Here is a 22,971-nt window from a genome sequence, read left to right as displayed (position 1 = left end):
CGCCGGACGGTCAGGCCAGCAATTCCACCTCCGCCAGATCCGAGGCGCCGTCCAGGACCAGGCGGTACCTCGTGTACGTGCCGGGCGCGGCGATGGTGAAGGCACGGGTCTGCCGGTCCCAGGCGAACGTCTCACCGGAGCGGTGGTCCAGGGTCCGCCAGGCCGTGCCGTCGGCCGAGCCCTGGAGGGTCCAGCCGGCCGGCGCCCTGGTGTGGTCCGCCGACGAGGTCAGCGTGTACTGCACCGGCTTCACGGCGCCCGGGACCGGCAGGTCCGCCGAGGTGAGCGTCGCGCTCGTCGCCGAGGTGTCGTCGAAGAGCGGGCCCTCGCCCTTCAGGACGTCCGACCGGGGTGCCGGGACCTTGTCGTCCCGGGTGACGGAGACCGGCGCCGCGTTCTTCCCCGTGCCCCACGTCGACGGTTCGGCGCCCATGGAGAAGTCCAGCACCCCGCCCTGGGACAGCAGGGAGTGAGGGAGCGAGGTCGACGTCCAGGGGCGGCCGTCGAACCTGACGCCCTGGACGTAGACGTTCCTGGCGCTGTTGTGCGGCGCCCGGACCACCAGGTCCCGGCCGTTCTCCAGGTGCACGGTGACCTGCTTGAACAGCGGGGAGCCGATGGAGTACTCGCCACTGCCCATGACCAGCGGGTAGAAGCCGAGCGCGGAGAAGAGGTACCAGGCCGACTGCTCGCCGTTGTCCTCGTCGCCGTGGTAGCCCTGCCCTATCTCACTGCCGGTGTAGAGCCGGGAGAGCGCCTCGCGCACGCGGGCCTGCGTCTTCCAGGGCTGGCCGGCCGCGTCGTACATGTAGAGCACGTGGTGCGCGACCTGGTTGGAGTGGCCGTACATGCCCATGCGGACGTCCCGGGCCTCGGTCATCTCGTGGATGACTCCGCCGTAGGAGCCGACGTAGTCCGGGGAGGCCGTCTCCGGGGTGGCGAAGTACGTGTCGAGCTTGTCCGCGAGCCCGTCCCGGCCGCCGTAGAGGTTGGCCAGGCCGCGGCTGTCCTGCGGGGCGGTGAAGGCGTAGCCCCAGCCGTTGGTCTCCGTGTAGTCGTAGCCCCATACGCGCGGGTCGTACTCCGAGGACTTCACGCGCCAGTCGCCCCCGGCGTCCCGGCCCTGGAAGAAGCCGGCCCTGGCGTCGAACAGCTTCACGTAGTCACGGGCCCGGTTGAGGAAGTACTGCGACTCCTCCCGGTAGCGTTTCTCGCCCGTCTTCCGGTAGAGCGCCTCGCCCATCTTCGCGATGCCGTAGTCGTTGACGTAGCCCTCCATCGCCCAGGACAGGCCCTCGTGCGTGTCGGTGCTGGTGTAGCCGAGGAAGGGCGACGTGCTCATGCCCTTGCGGCCCACGCCCGGCATCGGCGGGACGACGGTGGCGTTCTTCACGGCCGCGTCGTACGCCGCTCCCGCGTCGAACTTCACGCCCTTGACGTAGGCGTCGGCGAACGCCACGTCCGAGGAGGTGCCGGTCATCAGGTCCGCGTAGCCGGGGGAGGACCAGCGGGAGGTCCAGCCGCCGTCCTTGTACTGCTGCACGAACCCGTCGACCATCCGCCCCGCCTGGGAGGGCGTCAGGAACGAGTACGCCGGCCAGGTGGTGCGATAGGTGTCCCAGAAGCCGTTGTTGACGTACACCGTGCCGTCGACGATCTTCGCGCCGGTGTGTGTCGGGGTGTCCGGGCCCGGCATGGGGGAGAACGGGGAGGCGTACCGGTTCTTCCCGCCGGCCTTCTCGAAGCCGGAGTTGGGGTAGAGGTACAGCCGGTACAGCCCGGAGTACAGCGTGGTCAGCTGGTCCGGGGTCGCGCCCGCCACCTCGACCCTGCCCAGCAGCTTGTCCCAGACGCGCTGGGCGTGTGCCCTGACCGTGTCGAAGGACGCGCCGTCCGGTACCTCCTGGCGCAGGTTGTCCTTCGCCTGGTCGATGCCGATGAGCGAGGTCGCGATCCGCAGGGTGACGGTGCGGTCGGCGCCCGCGTCGAAGCGCAGGAAGCCCTTCACCCCGCTCGCGCCGCCGTCCGTCACCGGCTTGTCGAACTCGCCGTACACGAACAGCCGGGTCGCCCCCGCGGAGAGCCCCGACTTCACGTCCGAGTAACCGGTGAGGGTGCCGTGCTCCTTGTCGAGCGTCAGACCGGCCTGCTCGGTGACGTTGTCGAACAGCACGCTCGCGTCGTCACCGGGGTAGGTGAAGCGGAGGACGGCCGCATGGTCGGTCGGGGTCATCTCGGCCTTGAGGCCGTTGTCGAACCGGACGCCGTAGTAGTAGGGCCGCGCGGTCTCGTTCTCGTGCCGGAAGGGCAGTGCCCGCGCCTCGCGCCCGGTGTCCGGGGTGCCGGACGCGGCCGACGGCATCAGCTGGAAGGTCTGCCGGTCGCCCATCCACGGGCTCGGCTCGTGACTCGCGCTGAACGCCTGGATCGTCGGCAGGTTGTCGGCATTGTTCGCACGTGCGTACTCGTACAGCCAGCTCAGCGAGGACGCGTTGGTGACCGGCGTCCAGAAGTTGAAGCCGTGCGGCAGGGCCGTCGCCGGGAAGTCGTTGCCGCGCGAGAAGCTGCCGCTGGAGTTGGTGCCGCGGGTGGTCAGGGCGTAGTCCGACAGATGCGCCTTCGGCCGCTCCGGTGCCACGGGTCTCAGGGACACGTCGTCGATCCAGCCGCGGAACTTCGCCGGACCGGCGGGGGAGTCGTACGCCACCAGGATCCGGTCGACCGTCCGGCCCGCCGCCACCGCGCCGATCCGCGCGCTCACGTTGTTCCACTGGTTGACGTACAACGCCTTCGACGCGCCCTGTCCGCGCGGCGAGAGCGGGAAGCCGTGCTGGTCCAGCGCTTTCAGATCGCTCAGATAGCTGCCGTCGGTGAAGGCCAGGTCGAGGGAGACGAAGGTGGCGTCGTAGTCACGGTCGCCGTCGGCCATCGAGGGGAAGAGGCGGTACGACAGCAGGGTGTCGCGGCCGACCTTCACGTTCACGTCGAAGACCTTGTTGTACGAGTACGCCCGGCCGGCCGCCGTGTGCCGTCCGGCGTAGCGCAGGGCCCGCTTCCCGGTGAAACCGGCCCGCGCCTTGGCGGTCGGCGAGCCGTTCGGTCCCCGGTCGGTCAGGGTCAGCATGTCCTGCGGTACCGGTCCGCCCCCGCCGCCGGTGGAGAACTGGACGTCGGCGAGCTGGAGGAGGTCCGGGGCACCGTTGTTCCGGGACACCTCCAGCCGGAAGTGCCGGTACTCGGCCGGTTCGGCGAGGTCGTAGGACTTGGTCTGGAACCGTTCGGAGAACGCCTCGCCCGAGCGGGTGTCGACCGTCTTCCAGTCCTTGCCGTCGGTGGAGCCCCGCAGGGTCCAGTCCGCGGGGTCCCGTTCGGCGTAGTCGTTGGCCGAGGTGAGGGCGTACGTCGTTATCCGGATGGGTTTGTCCAGGTCGAACTCCACCCAGCCGGTGGGCTCGAAGGTCAGCCACTTGGTACCGGGCTCGCCGTCGACGAGGTTCTCCTTCACCTCGCCCGCGCCCGGGTTCTCGCCGCTCGCGTCGACCCCGGTGACATGGTCGGTCACATTGCCCGGGATGCCGGTGCTGTACCCGCCGTCGACGCCCGAGGCGCGCTTGCCGCCGTCCGGCCCGGTGTCGACGGTGTTCAGCCAGTCCGGCGCCGGATCCCCCGCCTCGAACGAGGACGCGAACTCCTGGTCGGCCGCCGCGGCCCTGGCCGGCAGGGCGACCGCCGCGCCCTGCGCGCCGACGGCCATGACAAAGGCGGCCGTGAGGACGGCCGCCGGGCCCCAGCTGTGCCGAGTTCTCCGTTGCATCTACGGAATTCCCCTCCTGCACCCTCTTCGGACAACGTTGTCAGTTACGGGGCGCAGAAACCAGTAGGTGGTCAAGTGGCCGGGGATGTCAAGGGTGTTGGCTGTGGCATTCAGGGCGTTATGCCGCTGCTTTTCCTGGCATGGCACGCATCGGCTCCGGATATTTCCGCGAGGTCTCAACTCGGAAAAGACCCATGGCCAACCTTGCGTTCGATCTTGCTCCGCCGACGGGAAGTGGACTATACCTGTCGGCGCCCGGTACAGATTCGCACTCCCGGCAGCACACCTACTCCGCACTTCCTGCACCACCCAGCTTGACCCGACCGCGGTGCCGGGCAGGATCCGGTTCACCGCCTGAGTCCTGGAGAAGGCGAGGACTTGAGCATGGGATCCACTTCCGAAGGGGACCACGGCCGCGCAGGTGTCGGCCGCCGCGCACTGATCAAGCGGTCCGCCGCACTCGGCCTGGTCAGTGTCCCGGCGATGAGCTTCCTGTCCGCGTGCGCCAGCGGTGGCGGTGGCGGAGGCGACGGCGACGGCACGGCCAAGGGGAAGACGTCGAAGGACAACCCCTTCGGCGCCAAGAAGGGCAGCAAACTCGACGTCGTCGTCTTCAAGGGCGGGTACGGCGACGACTACGCCAAGGCGTGGGAGGCCGACTTCGCCAAGAAGCTCGGCGTCACCTCCAGCCACACCGGCACCCAGGAGATCACCGGCAAGCTCCAGCCGCGCTTCAACGCGGGCAACCCGCCGGACATCGTGGACGATTCGGGCGCCCAGAAGATCAACATCGATGTCCTGTACAAGAACGGCCAGCTCCTCGACCTCGCCGAGGTCCTGGACGCGCCCTCGCTCGACGACCCGGCCCGCAAGGTCCGCGACACCCTGATCCCCGGCACGCTCGACCCGGGCATGCAGGAGGGCAAGATCGTCGCGCTGAACTACATCTACACGGTCTGGGGCCTGTGGTACTCCGGCAAGCTCTTCAAGGAGAAGGGCTGGCAGGCGCCGAAGACCTGGGACGACTTCCTCGCCATCTGCAAGGACGCGAAGTCGCAGGGCATCGGCGGCCTCGCCCACCAGGGCAAGTACCCGTACTACATCAACGTCGCCCTCATGGACCTGATCGCCAAGAAGGGCGGTCTGGACGCGATGAAGGCCATCGACAACCTGGACCCCAAGGCGTTCGTCGGCTCCGACGCCGCGCAGGCCGCCGTCGAGGCCGTCTACGAGGTCGTCGAGAAGGGCTATCTGATGCCCGGCACGAACGGCCTGACCCACACCGAGTCGCAGACCCGCTGGAACCAGTACAAGGCCGCGTTCATCACCTGCGGCTCCTGGCTGGAGAACGAGCAGCTCAAGCAGACGCCGACGGACTTCGACATGAAGTTCCTGCCCATGCCGCTGCTGTCCGGCAGCGCCCTGCCGTTCGAGGCGATCCGGGCCGGCTCGGGCGAGCCCTTCGTCATCCCGTCGAAGGCCGGGAACCTGCCGGCCGCCAAGGAGTTCATGCGGCGCATGCTCTCCAAGGAGTGGTCGACGCTCTTCGCCAAGCAGGCCAACTCGCTCACCATCCTCAAGGACGGCGTCGACCCGGACGTGCGGCTGCGCCCGGGCACCCAGTCCACGGTCGAGGCGTCCAAGGCGGCCGGTGACCACACCTTCCGCTACCTGTACACCGAGTGGTACGGCGAGATGGGCACCGCCATCGAGGCCGCGTCCAACGAGCTGATGGCCCGGCGCATCCAGCCGAAGGAGTGGCTGAAGCGGTGTCAGGCCGCGGTGGACAAGCAGGCCAAGGACCCCGCGTCGAAGAAGAACCACCGGGACTAGGTCCGCCGGGCCGCCCCGGGGGCGCGGGGGTGACTGCGGACGCCGGCCCGTCGCGGCGTGTCGCGCAGTTCCCCGGGCTCCCCCGGGGCGCCGGTACGGGCCCGAATGTCAGGGGCAGGTATGCGCAAAGGGCAGTACCGGTTCGTCACGGGGTTTCTCCTCGTCCCCGTGGCGCTTTATCTGATCTTCGTGATCTGGCCGTACATCCAGACGATCGGCTATTCACTGACCGACTGGAGGGGGGAGTCACAGACCTTCCGCTTCGTCGGTCTGGCCAATTACCGGGCGCTGTTCCAGGACGACATCTTCCTGGAGGCCGTCTGGCACAACATCCTCTTCCTGGTCTTCATCCCGGTGATCACGATTCTGCTCGCCCTGTTCTTCGCCTTCATGCTGAACGCGGGCGGGCGCAGCCGGGCCGGCGGGGTGCGGGGAGTCGCCGGAGCGACGTTCTACAAGATCCTCTACTTCTTCCCGCAGGTGCTGTCACTGGCGATCCTCGCGGTGCTCTTCAACGCCGTGTACCGCAGCGACGGCGGCGGCCTGCTCAACGGCCTGCTGATCAAGACCGGGCTGGTCGACGCCGACAACCCCGTGGAATGGCTCAACGAGCCGAACATGGTGCTCTGGGCGCTGATGGTGGTCGTGGTCTGGCACGGCGTCGGCTTCTACCTGGTGCTGTTCTCCGCCGCCATGCAGTCCGTCCCGCGGGACATCTACGAGGCCGCCCTGATCGACGGAGCGAGCCGCAACCAGTCCTTCTTCCGCATCACCCTGCCCCTGCTGTGGGACTCGGTGCAGACCGCCTGGGTCTACCTCGGCATCGTCGCCATGGACATGTTCGTCCTGGTGTCGGCCATGACCCAGAACATGGGCGCGTACGGCGGCGGCCCCGACCACCACAGCGACGTGATGTCGACGGTGATGATGCGCAACTTCCTCTACTACGGCAAGAGCGGTTACGCCTGCGCCATGGGCGTCGTCATGCTGCTGCTCACGCTGGTCCTGTCCGTGGTCACGCTGCGCGCCACCCGCCGCGAGCGCATCGAGTTCTGAGCGGGAGAGACGACGATGAGCACACCCATCAAGGAAACCGCCCCCGCGCCGGCCGGACGGCCCGTCGCCAGGACCCCCCTGCGGGCCGGCGGCCGGCGCGGCGAGGGCGTGGTCCTGAACGCCTTCTCCCACGGCTTTCTCGCCCTGTGGGCCCTGCTGATCGTGCTGCCGCTGCTGTGGCTGGTGCTCAGCTCCTTCAAGACCGACACCCAGATCGGCGGCTCGGCCTTCGGCTGGCCCCGGCACTGGTCCCTGGACGTCTTCGCCCGCGCCTGGGACAAGGGCATCGGCGACTACTTCCTGAACACCGTGATCGTCCTGGTCTTCTCCGTGCCGCTGACCATGCTCTTCGGGTCGATGGCCGCCTACGTCCTGGCCCGCTACCCGTTCCCGGGCAACCGGCTGCTGTACTACTTCTTCGTCGCCGGCGCGATGTTCCCGGTGTTCCTGGCCCTGGTCCCGCTGTTCTTCATGGTCAAACGGCTGGACATGCTGAACACCTACCAGGGGCTGGTCCTGGTCTACATCGCCTACTCGATGCCGTTCACGGTGTTCTTCATGCACGCCTTCTTCCGGACCCTGCCCACCGCGGTCTTCGAGGCGGCCGTGCTGGACGGCGCCTCGCACACCCGGACGTTCTTCCAGGTGATGCTGCCCATGGCCAAGCCGGGACTGGTCAGCGTGGGGATCTTCAACACGCTGGGGCAGTGGAACCAGTTCATCCTGCCCACGGTCCTCATGCAGCCGCAGAGCGGTTCCGACCCCGAACGCTACGTCCTCACCCAGGGCCTGATCCAGCTGAACCAGCAGCAGGGATACGCCGCCGACCTGCCGGTTCTGTTCGCGGGTGTGACCATTGCCATGATTCCGATGCTGGTGGTCTACCTGTCCTTCCAGCGCCAGGTGCAGGCGGGGCTGACCTCGGCGACCCTCAAGTAACCGCACGCCGCGACCGTCCGCGCGCACGCCGCTCCCGGCTCCGGGGACGGTGCGCGCGCGGGTGTCCGGATACCCGGAAACGGTTCAACCTCTTGACGGGAGTCACCCCGAACGGCTCAGCTTAGAGTTCACTAGTTGGACATACACGGGGCCTCGCCGAAGCGGCCCCGCGCTCAGGAGGTCGTCGTGGAGACTCCAGGGTCGCAGTCATCACTGCACCGAGCCAACCTGGAGCGGGTCGTCCGGGCCGTGCGCCTGGCCGGGTCCCTCACGCAGGCGGAGATCGCGCGGACGACCGGTCTGTCGGCCGCGACCGTCTCCAACATCGTGCGGGAACTGAAGGACGGCGGAACCGTCGAGGTCACGCCCACGTCGGCGGGCGGGCGGCGGGCCCGCAGCGTCAGCCTGAGCGGGGACGCCGGCATCGTGATCGGCGTCGACTTCGGGCACACCCATCTGCGCGTCGCGATCGGGAACCTCGCCCACCAGGTGCTGGCCGAGGAGGCCGAGCCGCTGGACGTCGACGCCTCCGCCGACCAGGGCTTCGACCGGGCCGAACAGCTGGTCAGCCGGCTGATCGCGGCCACCGGGGTGGACCGGTCCAAGGTGGCCGGCGTGGGACTCGGCGTGCCGGGTCCCATCGATGTGGAGTCCGGCACGCTGGGGTCCACCGCGATCCTGCCGGGCTGGGGCGGCACCAGACCCGCCGAGGAGCTGCGCGAACGGCTCGGCGTGCCCGTGCACGTGGACAACGACGCCAACCTCGGCGCCCTCGGCGAGCTGGTCTGGGGCAGCGGCAAGGGCGTGCGCGACCTGGCGTACATCAAGGTCGCGAGCGGTGTCGGCGCCGGTCTGGTGATCGACGGGAAGATCTACCGGGGCCCTGGCGGTACGGCCGGCGAGATCGGGCACATCACCCTCGACGAGTCCGGCCCGGTCTGCCGCTGCGGCAACCGCGGCTGCCTGGAGACCTTCGCGGCGGCACGCTACGTCCTCCCGCTGCTCCAGCCGAGTCACGGCAGCGAGCTGACCATGGAGGGCGTCGTACGGCTGGCCAGGGACGGTGACCCGGGCTGCCGCCGGGTGGTCGCCGACGTCGGCCGCCACATCGGCAGCGGAGTGGCCAATCTCTGCAACCTGCTCAACCCGAGCCGGGTGGTCCTCGGCGGTGATCTCGCCGAGGCCGGTGAACTGGTCCTCGGGCCCATCAGGGAGTCGGTCGGCCGCTACGCCATCCCCAGCGCGGCGCGCCAACTGTCCGTGCGTCCCGGGGCACTTGGCGGTCGCGCGGAGGTGCTGGGGGCGCTCGCCCTCGCCCTCAGCGAGATGGGCGATTCGACCCTTTTGGAGGGGGCGCTCCCCGTGGCGACCCCTGCCTTCACTTAGAGAACGGATGGCACCGTTGCCATCTCGTTAAGGATTTACTTCTTGACGTCGCACGTGTGGCCGAGTTGACTTCCAGCCACCTCGGCCGCAACGACGCGGCCTCGTCAGGGAGGTTTCTCAAGTGAACGCACGTATGCGTCGTGCCGCCGTTGCCGTCGCCGCCGGTGCCATGGCCGTCTCGTTGGCCGCCTGTGGCAGTGCCAAGGAATCCAAGGGTGGCAGCGACCACGCCAGCTCCGGGAAGAAGAAGGGCGACGCCATCACGGTGGGCCTGCTCCTTCCGGAGAACCAGACCGCGCGGTACGAGAAGTTCGACAAGCCCATCATCGAGAAGCAGGTCAAGGACCTGACGAACGGCAAGGGCAAGGTCGTCTACGCGAACGCCAAGCAGGACGCCACGACGCAGAACCAGCAGGTCGACACGATGGTGACCAACAAGGTCGACGTGCTGATCGTGGACGCGGTGGACTCCAAGGCCATCGCCAGCTCGGTCAAGAAGGCCAAGGACGCCGGCATCCCGGTCGTCGCCTACGACCGCCTGGCCGAGGGCCCGATCGACGCCTACACCTCCTTCGACAACGAAGCGGTCGGCCACACCCAGGGCAAGGCCCTGCTGAAGGCGCTGGGCGCCAAGGCCAAGCCCTCCGCCAAGATCGTCATGATGAACGGCGCGATCACCGACCCGAACGCCGCCTTCTTCAAGAAGGGCGCGCTGGCGGAGCTCAAGGGCAAGGTCGACATCGCCAAGTCGTACGACACCAAGGAGTGGAAGCCGGAGAACGCCAACGCCAACATGGAGGGCGCCATCTCCGCCCTCGGCAAGAAGAACATCGTGGGCGTCTACTCCGCCAACGACGGCATGGCCGGCGGTATCATCACCGCGCTCAAGGCCGCGGGCATCAACGTCCCGGTGACCGGCCAGGACGCCGAGCTCGCCGGTGTGCAGCGCATCGTGACGGGCGACCAGTACATGAGCGTGTACAAGTCCTACCCGCAGGAGGCCGCCGTGGCCGCTAAGATGGCCGTCGCGCTCGGCAAGGGCGAGAAGCTCGACTCCATCGCCACGAGCAAGGTCGACAGCCCGACCACGAAGCAGGTCCCCTCGGTCATCGTCCCGGTCATCTCGCTGACCAAGGACAACATCAAGGAGACCGTCATCAAGGACGGCTTCTACACGATCAGCGACATCTGCACCGACAAGTACAAGTCGGCCTGCGACAAGATCGGTCTGAAGTAAGCAGCCGCACGACGCTTACCCCGCGCGAGGTCCCCGGAGGAATCCCCCGGCGGACGCGCGCGGTGACAAACCCCTCCGGCGCCCCGCATCCACCAGCCCCGCAAAGCTAGGGCGGGGCGCCGGACGGACCCCCCTTTCCACACTTCTGCACAACCTCCCGCCGGGTCAGGCGGCGAAGGAGATGGTTCACGTGTCCGCTACGCCCGTGCTGGCGTTGCGCGGGGTCTCCAAGCGGTTCGGTGCCGTCCAGGCGCTCACCGACGTCGAGCTTGAGGTCCACGCCGGTGAAGTGGTCGCCCTGGTGGGCGACAACGGCGCCGGAAAGTCCACGCTGGTCAAGACGATCGCCGGCGTGCATCCCATCGATGAGGGCGTCATCGAGTGGGACGGCAAGGCCGTACAGATCAGCAAGCCGCACGACGCCCAGAACCTGGGCATCGCGACCGTCTACCAGGACCTCGCGCTGTGCGACAACATCGACGTCGTCGGCAACCTCTACCTGGGCCGGGAGCTGCGCAAGCGCGGCGTCCTGGACGAGGTGGAGATGGAGCGCCGCTCCCGTGAGCTGCTCACCACGCTGTCGATCCGCATCCCCAGCGTGCGCATCCCGATCGCCTCGCTCTCCGGCGGTCAGCGCCAGACCGTGGCGATCGCCCGCTCCATGCTCGGCGAGCCCAAGCTGGTCATCCTCGACGAGCCCACCGCGGCCCTCGGTGTCGAGCAGACCGCGCAGGTCCTCGACCTCGTGGAGCGGCTGCGCGAGCGTGGCCACGCCGTGATCCTCATCAGCCACAACATGGCCGATGTGAAGGCCGTGGCGGACAAGGTCGCCGTGCTGCGCCTGGGGCGCAACAACGGCGTGTTCGAGGTCAAGTCCACCTCGCAGGAAGAGATCATCTCCGCCATCACCGGTGCCACGGACAACGCCGTGACCCGCCGTGCGGCGCGCAACGGGGAGGCTCAGAAGTGAGCATCGACAAGACCTCCGCCCCTGCCGGCTCTCCCACCGTGGAGAATCCGGAGGCCGCCGCCGGTTCCGACGTGGCCGTCGACCCCCGGCTGCTCGTGCGCGAGCAGGGCTTCGCGGGCTACGTCGGCGAGTTCAAGCGCAAGATCCGCGCCGGTGACCTCGGCTCGATCCCGGTCGTCGTCGGCCTGATCGTGATCTGGGCGATCTTCGCCAGCCTGAACTCCAACTTCCTCACCGCGGGCAACCTGTCCGACATCTCCGTGGCCATGGTCGGCACGGGCATGATCGCCGTCGGCATCGTCTTCGTCCTGCTGCTCGGCGAGATCGACCTGTCGGTCGGTTCGGTCAGCGGTGTCGCGGGCGCCACCTTCGCCGTCCTCAACATCACGCACGGCATGGCCGAGTGGCTGGCGCTGATCCTCGCCATCCTCACCGGCGCGGTCGCCGGCGCGATCCACGGCTTCTTCTTCGCCCGGGTCGGTGTCCCGGCCTTCGCCGTCACCCTGGCCGGCCTGCTGTTCTGGAACGGCTTCATGCTCCAGATCCTCGGCAGCAACGGCACGATCAACCTGGACGACAGCGGTCTGGTCGCCAAGCTGAGCGGCTACTACTTCAGCGACGTGGCGGCCGCCTACGGCCTCGCCGTCGTCGCCGTCGTCGTGTTCTTCCTCACCGCGTTCTTCGACAACCGCCGCCGTGAGGCCGCGGGTGTGCCGTCCCGTCCGCTGAGCGAGATCATCGTCCGCACGGTGCTCCTCGCCGTCGTGGCCTTCGCCGCCGCCGCCGTCTTCAACCAGTACAAGGGCCTGCCGCTGGCCGTGGTGCTGTTCCTGGCGGTCCTGGTGATCACCGACTTCGTGCTGCGCCGCACGGCGTACGGCCGCAAGATCTTCGCGCTCGGCGGCAGCATCGAGGCGTCCCGCCGGGCCGGCATCAACGTGGCGGCGGTCCGGATCTCGGTCTACGCGATCTCCGGCACCTTCGCCGCCATCGGCGGTCTGTTCATCGCCTCCAAGATCACCTCGGCCAACCAGGGTGCCGGTGGCGGTGACCTGCTGATGAACGCGATCGCGGCGGCCGTGATCGGCGGCACGTCCCTGTTCGGCGGCCGGGGCCGGACCTGGAACGCGCTCCTCGGCGTGCTGGTGATCGTCTCGATCCAGTACGGCCTCGCCCTCCAGGGCATCGCCTCCCCGGTCCAGTACATGATCACCGGCGGCGTCCTGCTGGCCACCGTCGTCATCGACGCGGTGACCCGCAAGACCCAGAAGTCGGCCGGGCGGGCGTAACACCCGGACGGTCCCCGTGCCCGGCGCCCTCGCGGCGCCGGGCACTCCCGTGTCTTGCACCCGGGCACCACCCGCGAAGCCGGAACATTAGACTCGTCAAGCCCGGCAAAGCTCGATCAGCTCTACTGCAAGGAGGCACGGGTGCCGCTGCTGACCCGTATCACGGGACCGCGCGATCTGGACCGGCTCAGCCTGGAGGAGCTGGATCAGCTGGCAGGGGAGATCCGGACCTTCCTCGTCGACGCGGTTTCCAAGACCGGCGGCCACCTCGGCCCGAACCTCGGTGTGGTGGAGCTGACCATCGCCCTGCACCGGGTCTTCGAATCGCCGAAGGACAAGGTGCTGTGGGACACCGGCCACCAGTCCTACGTGCACAAGCTGCTCACCGGCCGGCAGGACTTCTCCCGGCTGAAGATGAAGGGCGGCCTGTCCGGCTACCCCTCGCAGGCGGAGTCCGAGCACGACGTCATCGAGAACAGCCACGCCTCCACGGTCCTCGGCTGGGCCGACGGCATCGCCAAGGCCAACCAGCTGCGCGAGCGGGACAGCCACGTCGTCGCCGTCATCGGTGACGGCGCGCTGACCGGCGGCATGGCCTGGGAGGCGCTGAACAACATCGCCGAGGCCAAGGACCGCCCGCTCGTCATCGTCGTCAACGACAACGAGCGCTCCTACGCCCCGACCATCGGCGGGCTCGCCAACCATCTGGCGACGCTGCGCACCACCGAGGGCTACGAGCGCTTCCTGGCCCGGACGAAGGACATCCTCGACCGCACCCCGGTCGTCGGACGGCCGCTGTACGAGACGCTGCACGGCGCCAAGAAGGGGCTCAAGGACTTCATCGCCCCGCAGGGCATGTTCGAGGACCTGGGACTGAAGTACGTCGGCCCGATCGACGGGCACGACATCGAGGCCCTGGAGTCGGCGCTGGCCCGGGCCAAGCGGTTCGGCGGCCCGGTGATCGTGCACTGCCTGACCGAGAAGGGCCGCGGCTACCAGCCCGCCCTCCAGGACGAGGCCGACCGCTTCCACGCCGTCGGCAAGATCCACCCCGACACCGGGCTGCCGATCGCCTCCTCCGGCGCCGACTGGACCTCCGTGTTCGGCGAGGAGATGGTGCGGCTCGGCGAGGAGCGCGAGGACATCGTCGCGATCACCGCGGCCATGCTCCAGCCCGTCGGCCTGGACAAGTTCGCCAAGCGCTTCCCCGAGCGGGTGTACGACGTCGGGATCGCCGAGCAGCACGGCGCCGTCTCCGCGGCGGGCCTCGCGCACGGCGGCCTGCACCCCGTCTTCGCGGTGTACGCCACCTTCCTCAACCGCGCCTTCGACCAGGTCCTCATGGACGTCGCCCTGCACCGGTGCGGGGTGACCTTCGTGCTCGACCGGGCCGGTGTCACGGGCACCGACGGCGCCTCGCACAACGGCATGTGGGACATGTCCCTCCTCCAGGTCGTGCCGGGGCTGCGGCTCGCCGCGCCGCGCGACGCCGACCAGGTCCGCGCCCAGCTGCGCGAGGCCGTCGCCGTCGAGGACGCGCCGACCGTGGTGCGCTTCTCCAAGGGCGCCGTCGGCCCCGCCGTACCGGCCGTGGGCCGGGTCGGCGGCATGGACGTGCTCCGCGAGCCCGGCACCGACAGCCCGGACGTGCTGCTGGTCTCCGTGGGCGCCCTCGCCCCGATGTGCCTGGAGATCGCCGCCCTGCTGGACCGGCAGGGGATCTCCACCACCGTGGTCGACCCGCGCTGGGTCAAGCCCGTCGACGAGGCCATGGCCCCGCTCGCCGAGCGGCACCGGGTCGTCGTCACCGTCGAGGACAACAGCCGCGTCGGCGGTGTCGGCTCCACGATCGCCCAGGCGCTGCGCGACGCGGGCGTGGACGTGCCGCTGCGCGACTTCGGCATCCCGCCGCGCTTCCTCGACCACGCCTCCCGCGCCGAGGTGCTCACCGAGATCGGGCTGACCGCGCCCGACATCGCCCGCCAGGTCACCGGGCTGGTCTCCAAGCTCGACGGCCGGTTCGACCGCGCGTCCGACGCGGTGGACTCCGTGGAGCCCGCGCGCGACTGAAACCGCACGCTCACGGGCGCCGGCTCCGCCACTCCGGGTGGCGGAGCCGGCGTTTTTGCGTGAACCTGCCTGTGCCGGGGCATACGCGTCCCCAGCCCTCTCGAATCATGTCGAGGACGACAAGCGCGTGGGAGGTACGCCCGTGAGCAGTACCCTCTTCCGGACGAAGAAGGTCGAGCAGTCCATCCTCGACACCGAGGAGCCGGAGCACGCGCTCAAGAAGTCCCTGTCCGCGCTGGACCTGACCGTGTTCGGTGTCGGCGTGATCATCGGCACCGGCATCTTCGTCTACACCGGGTCGGTCGCCAAGACGACCGCGGGCCCCGCGATCTCCCTGTCCTTCGTCGCCGCGGGCGTCGCCTGCGCCCTCGCCGCCCTGTGCTACGCCGAGTTCGCCTCAAGCGTCCCGGTGGCCGGGTCCGCGTACACCTTCTCGTACGCCTCGATCGGCGAGCTGCCCGCCTGGATCATCGGCTGGGACCTGGTCCTGGAGTTCGCGCTGGGCACGGCGGTGGTCGCCGTCGGCTGGTCGGGCTACTTCCGGTCGTTCCTCGGCACCAACATCGGCTGGCACGTCCCCGCCGCATTCGGCGGACGCGACGGCGCCCACGGCTTCGGGTTCGACATCTTCGCCGCCCTGCTGGTGCTGGTCCTCACGGCCGTGCTCGTCGTCGGCATGAAACTGTCCGCGCGCGTCACCCAGGTGGTCGTGGCGGTCAAGGTGACCGTCGTGCTCATCGTCATCATCGCGGGCTCGTTCATCGTCAACACGGCCAACTACCACCCGTACATCCCCCCGGCGCAGCCCGCGGCGGCCGGCAGCAACCTCAAGGCCCCGCTGATCCAGCTGATGTTCGGCTGGGCACCGTCCAACTTCGGTGTGATGGGCATCTTCACCGGGGCCTCGATTGTGTTCTTCGCCTTCATCGGCTTCGACGTGGTGGCCACGGCCGCCGAGGAGACCCGCAACCCGCAGCGCGACATGCCCCGCGGCATCATCGGCTCCCTCGTCATCTGCACGCTGCTCTACGTCGCGGTGTCGATCGTCGTCACCGGCATGGAGAAGTACACGAAGCTGTCCGTGGAGGCCCCGCTCGCGGAGGCCTTCAAAGCCACGGGACACCCCTGGTACGCGGGCGTGATCAGCTTCGGCGCCACCATCGGCCTCATCACCGTCTGCATGATCCTGCTGCTCGGCCAGACCCGGGTGTTCTTCGCGATGAGCCGCGACGGGCTGCTGCCGCGGTTCTTCTCGCGCACCCACCCGCGCTTCCGCACCCCGTACCGGCCGACGATCCTGCTCGGCGTCATCATCGCGGTGGTCGCGGGCTTCACCAGCCTGCAAACCCTCGGCGAACTGGTCAACATCGGCACGCTGTTCGCGTTCATCGTCGTCGCGATCAGCGTCGTCCTCCTGCGCCGGACCCGCCCCGACCTGCCCCGCGCGTTCCGCACCCCGTGGGTCCCGTTCGTCCCGATCCTGTCGGTGTGCGCCTCGCTGTGGCTGATGCTGAACCTGCCCGCCGAGACATGGCTGCGCTTCGCGATCTGGATGGTCCTCGGCTTCGTCGTCTACTTCCTCTACGGCCGCTCGCACAGCCGCCTCGGCCGGCGGGAGAGCGCCACGGCCGGCCGGGCCGCACCGCCGCCGAGCGGGGACACCGCGTAACCGGACGCGTTCCGGCACCGGCCCCGTATGTCCGCCGCGGTGCGGACCGCGGGGCCGGATAGCGTGCTGACCATGCTCGCCGCCCCGCTCGCCCCCGTACGGACCGCGGCCACCCGGACGGCGTACTGGCCGCGGCTGCTGCCCCTCCTGGCGGCCCTGGCCTGCGCCACCCGGATCCCGTCCTTCGTCCGGCCGCTGTGGAACCCCGACGAGGGTTATCTCGCCGTACAGGCCGGGCTGCTGCTCCAGGGCGGCCGGCTGTACGACACGGTGGTGGACCGCAAACCGCCGCTGCTGCCCTGGCTGTACCAGGCCGCGTTCGCGGTCTGCGGATCCGGCTCCCTGACCCCGCTGCGGGTGCTCGCCGTCCTCGCCCAGCTGCTCACCGCCGTGGCTCTGGCCTCCCTCGCCCGCCGCCGCTGGGGCGACCGCGCGGGCCGCACCGCCGGAGTGCTGTACCTGCTGGTATCCGTCGGCCTCAACCCCGAGGACGCGCAGGCCGCCACCTTCGAGGTGTTCATGCTGCCCGCCACCGCCGCGGCCCTGTGGTGCGCCGACCGGGGGCGCTGGGGCGCGGCCGGCGCCGCCGTCGCCGCCGCGTTCCTGACCAAGCAGACCGGGGGAGCGGTCCTGCTGCCGGTGGCCTGGCTGCTGCACAGCCGGGGCGCCCCGCGCGCGGACGTGGCACGGCTCGCGGCCGGCTGCGCCGTGCCGGTGACCGCCGCGGCCCTGCTCACCGGCCCGGCCGGCTTCCTGTTCTGGACGGTGACCGGTTCCGCCGCCTACGCCTCCCTCACCGGCTCCGGACTCCATGTCCTGGCCCGCGCGTCGGCCAACACCGCGCTCCTGGCCGGGGCGTCGGCGGGCCTGCTCCCGCCCGTCGTACGGGCCGTGCGCACCGCCCGCTCCCCGGCGCCCGAGCTGTGGCTGTGGCTGGCCTCCTCGGCCGCCGCCGTCACCCTCGGCTTCCACTTCTTCGGCCACTACTACCTCCAACTCACCCCGCCGCTGGCCCTCCTGGCGACCGCCGCGCTCCAGGCCCCGCCCCGGGACCGGCACCGGGCCGCCGTCCGGATCTCCGCCTGCTGCTGCGCCCTCTTCGTCGCCTGGGGTCTGCTCGCCCCGCGCCCCGAACTCCGGCACGCCGAACGGCTCGCGGCGGCCCTCGCCCACCGCACCGGGCCCGCCGACCGGGTCCTCGTGTGGGGCATACATCCGGAGACGTACTGGCTGGCCGGCCGCACCCCCGCCACCCGTTACCTCACCGCGGGTCTGCTCACGAACTACAGCGGTGGCCGCGACGGCCTCCGGGTCGGCGAGGAGTACGCCGTCGCCGGCACCTGGCCGGTCTTCCGCCGGGAACTGGCCGCGCACGCCCCGGCGCTGGTCGTGGACGACTCCCGGGGCGGGCCGTACGCCCCCGACCGCGTCCCCACCCTGCGCCGGCTGCTGGCCGCGGGGTACACGCGGGCGGGCCGGGTGGACGGCGCGCTGCTGTACGCCCCGGTGCCGGGGGCACCGCGGGCGCGGCTCAGCCCGGGACCGTACGCGGACCGGCCACCTCCGCGCCCAGCTCCGCCACCCGGCGCCGCAGCTCACGGTCGGCGGTGATCACCAGGCGGGCCCGGCCGGCGCTCGCCGCGACCAGCTCCACGATCCGGTCGTCGCCGCTGCCCGGCGCCGCCTCCACCCGCACGCCCGGCACCGACGTCACCCCGCGGGCCGCGCCCTCGACCACGAGCACGATCTCCACCGGTTCCGTACGCCCGGGCAGGCCCTGGTCCGCCAGCCGGTCCCGCAGCCGCTCGGCCGCCCCCTCACGGTCCCGCCACCAGCCGTCGGGGCGCGAACCGACGACGTTCGCGCCGTCCACGATCACCAGCAGCGGGGCCGGGGGAGGCGGGGCGTCCAGGGGCTCGGTCATACGGCCAGGGTGTCACGGCGGCGGGCGGGGGCCGGGCCCCGGGGCCGCTGCCGAGCGGCTTAAAGTGAACCGGTGAACGGCGACTGGCTCCTCCGCGGCCGAGACGGCCGGCTCAGTGTCTACCAGCAGTCGGGCGACGCCGTCCTGTGCCGGGCGGAGCGCGGCCCCGGCGGCCCCTGGTCCGCCCCGCGCCGGGTGGGCGGCGACCAGCGGCTGCACCCCGTCCTCGCGGTCGGCCAGGGCGCCGACGGCTACGCCCACCTGGTCTCCTGGCGGCCCACCGTCAAGGGCGAGTCCGGGCTCGTGCACTCCACGCACTTCCGCCCGCACCTGGCCGCCCTGGACTGGAACCCGGTCGGCCACCCGCACAAGAAGGGCGGCCGGACCGGCACCCCCGCGGTCGCCGTCGACGCCCAGGGCCGCGCCCATCTCTTCGTGCCCGACGGCGCCGGCGGGGTCAGCCTGCTCGCGCAGAAGGAGAAGGGCGGCTGGGAACCCTGGCGGGACCTGAAGGGCGACGAGGTGACCGACGGACTGGCCGCGGTCACGGGGGAGTCGGGCAGGGTCGAGCTGTACGCGGCGGCGCCGCAGGGCCTGTTGCACTGGCGCCAGGAGGAGCCGGGCGCCCAGCCCGTGCTCCAGGAGACCCTGGGGACCCCGGTCCGACCGGGCACCCTGCGCGCCCTCGCCACCTCACCCGACCGGACGACCGTCTTCTACACCGACACCTCCGGCGACCTGTGCGCCTGGCGCCCCGGCGACGAGCCGGCCACCCTGCTGCCGGCGGCGGGCCCCGGCCCGGTCACGGCGGTCCGCTGCGCGCTGGACGGCTACGACTGCACCCTGCTGGCCCAGCGGTCGGCGAGCGGACGCGTCGCCTTCGCCGCGTACCCGACCGAGGTGGAGCCGGCGGGCGCCTGGTGGACCGAATCGGGCCCGCAGCTCCCGCTGGACGCGCTGGTGTGCCTCGCGACGGACGAGGAGGACCGGGTGGTGGCGGCGACGTGGTCCCCGTCGACCGGACGGCTCCTGCTGACCCGGCGCAAGGACGAGCCGGGGCTCGCGCTGGACGCATGGCAGGAGACGTGATCCCGCCCGGCGCGCCGACCGGCGGGCAACGGCCGGGAAAACGCCGGGTGCCCGCACTCCCGGAGGAGCGCGGGCACCCGGTGTCCGACCGGACAGGCGTTACGCGGGCACGCTCGCCACGCCCGGCGCCAGGAACTTCTTGCCGTTCACGCGCTCCGAGACACCCTCACGGTCCAGGTACGGCGTGACGCCGCCCAGGTGGAAGGGCCAGCCGGCGCCGGTGATCAGGCACAGGTCGATGTCCTGGGCCTCGGCGACGACGCCCTCGTCGAGCATGAGCCCGATCTCCTGCGCCACCGCGTCCAGCACCCGGGCCCGCACCTGCTCCTCGGTGAGGACGGTGTCGCCCTGCTTCAGCAGCGCGGCGACCTCGGGGTCCAGCTCCGGCTTGCCGCTGTCGTAGACGTAGAACCCGCGCTTGCCGGCCTCGACGACCGCCTTCAGGTTCGGGGAGACGGTGAAGCGGTCCGGGAAGGCCCGGTTGAGGGTCTCCGAGACGTGCAGGCCGATCGCGGGGCCGACCAGCTCCAGCAGCACCAGCGGGGACATCGGCAGACCGAGCGGCTCGACGGCCTTCTCGGCGACCTCGACCGGGGTGCCCTCGTCGATGACGTTCTGGATCTCGCCCATGAAGCGGGTCAGGATGCGGTTCACGACGAACGCCGGGGCGTCCTTGACCAGCACCGCGGTCTTCTTCAGCTTCTTGGCCACCGCGAAGGCGGTCGCCAGCGAGGCGTCGTCCGTCTGCTCGCCGCGGACGATCTCCAGCAGCGGCAGGACCGCGACCGGGTTGAAGAAGTGGAAGCCCACGACCCGCTCGGGGTTCTTGAGCTTCGACGCCATCTCCGTCACCGACAGGGACGAGGTGTTGGTGGCGAGGATCGCGTGCGCCGGGGCGACCGCCTCGACCTCCGCGAACACCTGCTGCTTGACCCCGATCTCCTCGAACACGGCCTCGATGACGAAGTCCGCGTCCGCGAAGCCCTCGGCCTTGTCCAGCACACCGGTGACCAGGCCCTTGAGGCGGTTGGCCTTGTCCTGGTTGACGCGGCCCTTGCCGAGCAGCTTGTCGATCTCGGCGTGGACGTAGCCCACACCCTTGTCGACGCGCTCCTGGTCGATGTCGGTCAGGACGACCGGCACCTCCAGGCGGCGCAGGAACAGCAGGGCGAGCTGGGAGGCCATCAGACCGGCGCCGACGACACCGACCTTGGTGACCGGCCGCGCGAGGCTCTTGTCCGGGGCGCCGGCGGGACGCTTGCCGCGCTTCTGCACGAGGTTGAACGCGTAGATGCCGGAGCGGAGTTCACCGCCCATGATCAGGTCGGCGAGGGCCTGGTCCTCGGCGTCGTACCCCTGCTGGAGATCGCCGTTCTTCGCGGCGGCGATGATGTCCAGGGCGCGGTAGGCGGCCGGGGCCGCGCCGTGCACCTTGGAGTCGGCGATGAACCGGCCGCGCGCGACCGCCTGGTCCCAGGCCTCGCCGCGGTCGATCGCCGGGCGCTCGACCGTGACGTCGCCCTTGAGGACCTGGGCGGTCCACAGCAGCGACTGCTCCAGGAAGTCGGCGCCCTCGAACAGGGCGTCGGCGATGCCCAGTTCGAAGACCTGCGCGCCCTTGAGCTGCTTGTTCTGGTTGAGCGAGTTCTCGATGACGACCGAGACGGCCTTGTCGGCGCCGATCAGGTTGGGCAGCAGCGTGCAGCCGCCCCAGCCGGGGACCAGGCCGAGGAAGACCTCGGGCAGGGAGAACGCCGGGATCGCCTTGGAGACGGTGCGGTAGGTGCAGTGCAGGCCGACCTCGACACCACCGCCCATCGCCGCGCCGTTGTAGTAGGCGAACGTCGGGACGGCCAGCTTCGACAGGCGCTTGAACACCTCGTGGCCGCCCTTGCCGATGGCGAGCGCGTGCTCGTGCTCCTTCAGCAGCTCGACGCCCTTGAGGTCGGCGCCGACCGCGAAGATGAACGGCTTGCCGGTGATGCCGGCACCGACGATCTCGCCGTCGGCGGCCTCCTTCTCCACCTGGTCGATCGCGGTGTCGAGGTTCGCGAGGGAGGCGGGCCCGAAGGTGGTCGGCTTGGTGTGGTCCAGGCCGTTGTCCAGCGTGATCAGCGCGAAGCGGCCGGCGCCGAACGGCAGGTCGAAGTGGCGCACGTGCGCACTGGTGACGACCTCGTCGGGAAACAGCTCCGAAGCCTGCTTCAGAAGCTCGGTGGTGGTGCTCACTTGTCCCCCTCGAAGTGCGGGTTCTCCCAGACGACCGTCGCGCCCATGCCGAAGCCGACGCACATGGTGGTCAGGCCGTAGCGGACGTGCGGCTGCTCCTCGAACTGGCGGGCCAGCTGCGTCATCAGACGGACGCCGGAGGAGGCCAGCGGGTGGCCGTAGGCGATGGCGCCGCCGTACTGGTTGACGCGCTCGTCGTCGTCAGCGATGCCGTAGTGGTCGAGGAAGGCCAGGACCTGGATGGCGAAGGCCTCGTTGATCTCGAACAGGCCGATGTCGGAGATGGACAGGCTCGCCTTGGCGAGGGCCTTCTCCGTGGCCGGGATCGGGCCGTAGCCCATGACCTCCGGCTCGACGCCCGCGAAGGCGTACGAGACGAGGCGCATCTTCACCGGCAGGTTGTTCTCGCGGGCGAAGTCCTCGCTCGCGATGATCGACGCGGTGGCGCCGTCGTTCAGACCGGCCGCGTTACCGGCGGTGACCCGGCCGTGCACACGGAACGGCGTCTTCAGGCCCGCCAGGTTCTCCAGCGTGGTGCCCGGGCGCATCGGCTCGTCGGCGGTGACCAGGCCCCAGCCCGTCTCGCCGCCCTCGGGGCTGGTCCGGCGCACCGAGATCGGCACCAGGTCCTGCTGGATCTTGCCGTTGGCGTACGCCTTGGCGGCCTTCTCCTGCGAGCGCACCGCGTACTCGTCGGTGCGCAGCTTGGTGATGTGCGGGTAGCGGTCGTGCAGGTTCTCCGCGGTCATGCCCATGAACAGGGCCGACTCGTCGACCAGCTTCTCGGAGACGAACCGCGGGTTCGGGTCCACGCCCTCGCCCATCGGGTGGCGGCCCATGTGCTCGACGCCACCGGCGATGACGGCGTCGTAGGCGCCGAAGGCGATCGAACCGGCGGTGGTGGTCACGGCCGTCAGGGCGCCGGCGCACATGCGGTCGATCGAGTAACCGGGGACGGACTGCGGCAGGCCCGCGAGGATGCCGGCGGTGCGGCCGAGGGTCAGGCCCTGGTCACCGATCTGCGTGGTCGCGGCGATGGCGACCTCGTCGATCTTCTTCGGGTCCAGACCGGGGTTGCGGCGCAGCAGCTCCCGGATCGCCTTCACGACGAGGTCGTCGGCCCGGGTCTCGTGGTAGATGCCCTTCGGGCCCGCCTTGCCGAACGGGGTGCGGACGCCGTCGACGAAGACGACATCCCTGACGGTACGAGGCACGATTGGCTCTCCTCCAGGGTGCGGGATGGCACTGCTGCGATGCGCTGAGCGCGCGCTCAGAACCCATGCTACTTATGAGTAACGTAGCTGCACAGTCCTGCCGGTCCAAGCGGTGAACGTCACACCCGCCGGCCGGCCCGGCAGCGCCGCACGGCCCCAGGATCTTGGCGCGATCTCGTCGTTCGCCGCGGCTTCTCGCGTACGGCGGCTTCTCGCGGGCAGCCGCGCGACCGGGCCGCGGACGGCCCCGCC

Annotated in this window: 15 protein-coding genes; 11 read left to right on the top strand and 4 right to left on the bottom strand. The window is 70.3% G+C overall.

The genetic code is table 11. The features are described from left to right. Positions 1–10: 10 nt before the first annotated feature. Positions 11–3,814: a GH92 family glycosyl hydrolase gene (locus tag AB0F03_RS23850; RefSeq protein ID WP_361995331.1), complete on the bottom strand. Its 3,804-nt coding sequence runs from the start codon at positions 3,812–3,814 to the stop codon at positions 11–13. A 384-nt stretch (positions 3,815–4,198) separates the two neighbouring features. On the opposite strand from AB0F03_RS23850, the gene ngcE reads away from it, so the two are divergent. From ngcE to AB0F03_RS23800, 10 genes are all read left to right on the top strand, one after another. Next, positions 4,199–5,647, top strand: a complete 1,449-nt coding sequence (gene ngcE / locus AB0F03_RS23845) for an N-acetylglucosamine/diacetylchitobiose ABC transporter substrate-binding protein (RefSeq protein ID WP_361995330.1) — start codon at positions 4,199–4,201, stop codon at positions 5,645–5,647. A 120-nt stretch (positions 5,648–5,767) separates the two neighbouring features. After that, positions 5,768–6,703, top strand: a complete 936-nt coding sequence (locus AB0F03_RS23840) for a sugar ABC transporter permease (protein ID WP_361995328.1) — start codon at positions 5,768–5,770, stop codon at positions 6,701–6,703. A gap of 15 nt (positions 6,704–6,718) precedes the next feature. Next, a complete protein-coding gene (locus tag AB0F03_RS23835) occupies positions 6,719–7,642 on the top strand; it encodes a carbohydrate ABC transporter permease (RefSeq protein ID WP_361995326.1) in 924 nt (307 codons plus the stop codon). Positions 7,643–7,828: 186 nt separating this feature from the next. Beyond that, positions 7,829–9,028, top strand: a complete 1,200-nt coding sequence (locus AB0F03_RS23830; protein WP_361995324.1) for an ROK family transcriptional regulator — start codon at positions 7,829–7,831, stop codon at positions 9,026–9,028. A gap of 133 nt (positions 9,029–9,161) precedes the next feature. Beyond that, entirely contained in the window at positions 9,162–10,265 is a 1,104-nt protein-coding gene (locus AB0F03_RS23825) for a substrate-binding domain-containing protein (protein ID WP_361995405.1), read from the top strand. Positions 10,266–10,446: 181 nt separating this feature from the next. Beyond that, positions 10,447–11,235 (top strand): ATP-binding cassette domain-containing protein, encoded by a 789-nt coding sequence (locus tag AB0F03_RS23820; protein ID WP_030338755.1) that lies wholly within the window; start codon positions 10,447–10,449, stop codon positions 11,233–11,235. After that, positions 11,232–12,524, top strand: coding sequence for a sugar ABC transporter permease (locus AB0F03_RS23815; RefSeq protein ID WP_361995322.1), 1,293 nt, complete (start codon positions 11,232–11,234; stop codon positions 12,522–12,524). The genes AB0F03_RS23820 and AB0F03_RS23815 overlap by 4 nt, the downstream gene beginning before the upstream one ends. Before the next feature lie 141 nt (positions 12,525–12,665). After that, on the top strand, positions 12,666–14,594 hold the full coding sequence (dxs, locus tag AB0F03_RS23810) for a 1-deoxy-D-xylulose-5-phosphate synthase (RefSeq protein ID WP_361995320.1): 1,929 nt from the start codon (positions 12,666–12,668) through the stop codon (positions 14,592–14,594). A 142-nt stretch (positions 14,595–14,736) separates the two neighbouring features. Continuing rightward, the gene (locus tag AB0F03_RS23805; protein WP_361995318.1) at positions 14,737–16,263 is read left to right on the top strand and encodes an amino acid permease; all 1,527 of its coding nucleotides are present in this window, start codon (positions 14,737–14,739) and stop codon (positions 16,261–16,263) included. Positions 16,264–16,335: 72 nt separating this feature from the next. Continuing rightward, the gene (locus tag AB0F03_RS23800) at positions 16,336–17,874 is read left to right on the top strand and encodes a glycosyltransferase family 39 protein (RefSeq protein ID WP_361995316.1); all 1,539 of its coding nucleotides are present in this window, start codon (positions 16,336–16,338) and stop codon (positions 17,872–17,874) included. Here AB0F03_RS23800 and AB0F03_RS23795 read toward each other — a convergent pair. Continuing rightward, complete coding sequence (locus AB0F03_RS23795) at positions 17,795–18,187, bottom strand: NTP pyrophosphohydrolase (protein WP_361995314.1); 393 nt, start codon at positions 18,185–18,187, stop codon at positions 17,795–17,797. The two genes, AB0F03_RS23800 and AB0F03_RS23795, sit on opposite strands and share 80 nt — an antisense overlap. Before the next feature lie 72 nt (positions 18,188–18,259). Between AB0F03_RS23795 and AB0F03_RS23790 the strand changes: the two genes are divergently transcribed. After that, positions 18,260–19,276 (top strand): hypothetical protein, encoded by a 1,017-nt coding sequence (locus AB0F03_RS23790; protein ID WP_361995312.1) that lies wholly within the window; start codon positions 18,260–18,262, stop codon positions 19,274–19,276. 99 nt (positions 19,277–19,375) lie between these two features. Here AB0F03_RS23790 and AB0F03_RS23785 read toward each other — a convergent pair whose 3' ends face one another. Then, a complete protein-coding gene (locus tag AB0F03_RS23785; protein ID WP_361995311.1) occupies positions 19,376–21,505 on the bottom strand; it encodes a 3-hydroxyacyl-CoA dehydrogenase NAD-binding domain-containing protein in 2,130 nt (709 codons plus the stop codon). Beyond that, positions 21,502–22,719: an acetyl-CoA C-acyltransferase gene (locus AB0F03_RS23780; protein ID WP_361995309.1), complete on the bottom strand. Its 1,218-nt coding sequence runs from the start codon at positions 22,717–22,719 to the stop codon at positions 21,502–21,504. Before AB0F03_RS23780 ends, AB0F03_RS23785 begins: the two co-directional genes overlap by 4 nt. Between the last annotated feature and the right edge of the window lie 252 nt (positions 22,720–22,971).

The sequence above is a fragment of the Streptomyces sp. NPDC028722 genome (assembly GCF_040637655.1).
Taxonomy (GTDB): Bacteria; Actinomycetota; Actinomycetes; order Streptomycetales; family Streptomycetaceae; genus Streptomyces.
This window is presented reverse-complemented; position numbering and strand designations above follow the sequence as displayed.

What these genes read in the sequence shown, in the direction of transcription:
- AB0F03_RS23850 (WP_361995331.1), bottom strand. Translation starts at nt 3,814, where the DNA reads ATGCAACGGAGAACTCGGCACAGCTGGGGCCCGGCGGCCGTCCTCACG.
- ngcE (WP_361995330.1), top strand. Translation starts at nt 4,199, where the DNA reads ATGGGATCCACTTCCGAAGGGGACCACGGCCGCGCAGGTGTCGGCCGC.
- AB0F03_RS23840 (WP_361995328.1), top strand. Translation starts at nt 5,768, where the DNA reads ATGCGCAAAGGGCAGTACCGGTTCGTCACGGGGTTTCTCCTCGTCCCC.
- AB0F03_RS23835 (WP_361995326.1), top strand. Translation starts at nt 6,719, where the DNA reads ATGAGCACACCCATCAAGGAAACCGCCCCCGCGCCGGCCGGACGGCCC.
- AB0F03_RS23825 (WP_361995405.1), top strand. Translation starts at nt 9,162, where the DNA reads ATGCGTCGTGCCGCCGTTGCCGTCGCCGCCGGTGCCATGGCCGTCTCG.
- AB0F03_RS23820 (WP_030338755.1), top strand. Translation starts at nt 10,447, where the DNA reads ATGGTTCACGTGTCCGCTACGCCCGTGCTGGCGTTGCGCGGGGTCTCC.
- AB0F03_RS23800 (WP_361995316.1), top strand. Translation starts at nt 16,336, where the DNA reads ATGCTCGCCGCCCCGCTCGCCCCCGTACGGACCGCGGCCACCCGGACG.
- AB0F03_RS23795 (WP_361995314.1), bottom strand. Translation starts at nt 18,187, where the DNA reads ATGACCGAGCCCCTGGACGCCCCGCCTCCCCCGGCCCCGCTGCTGGTG.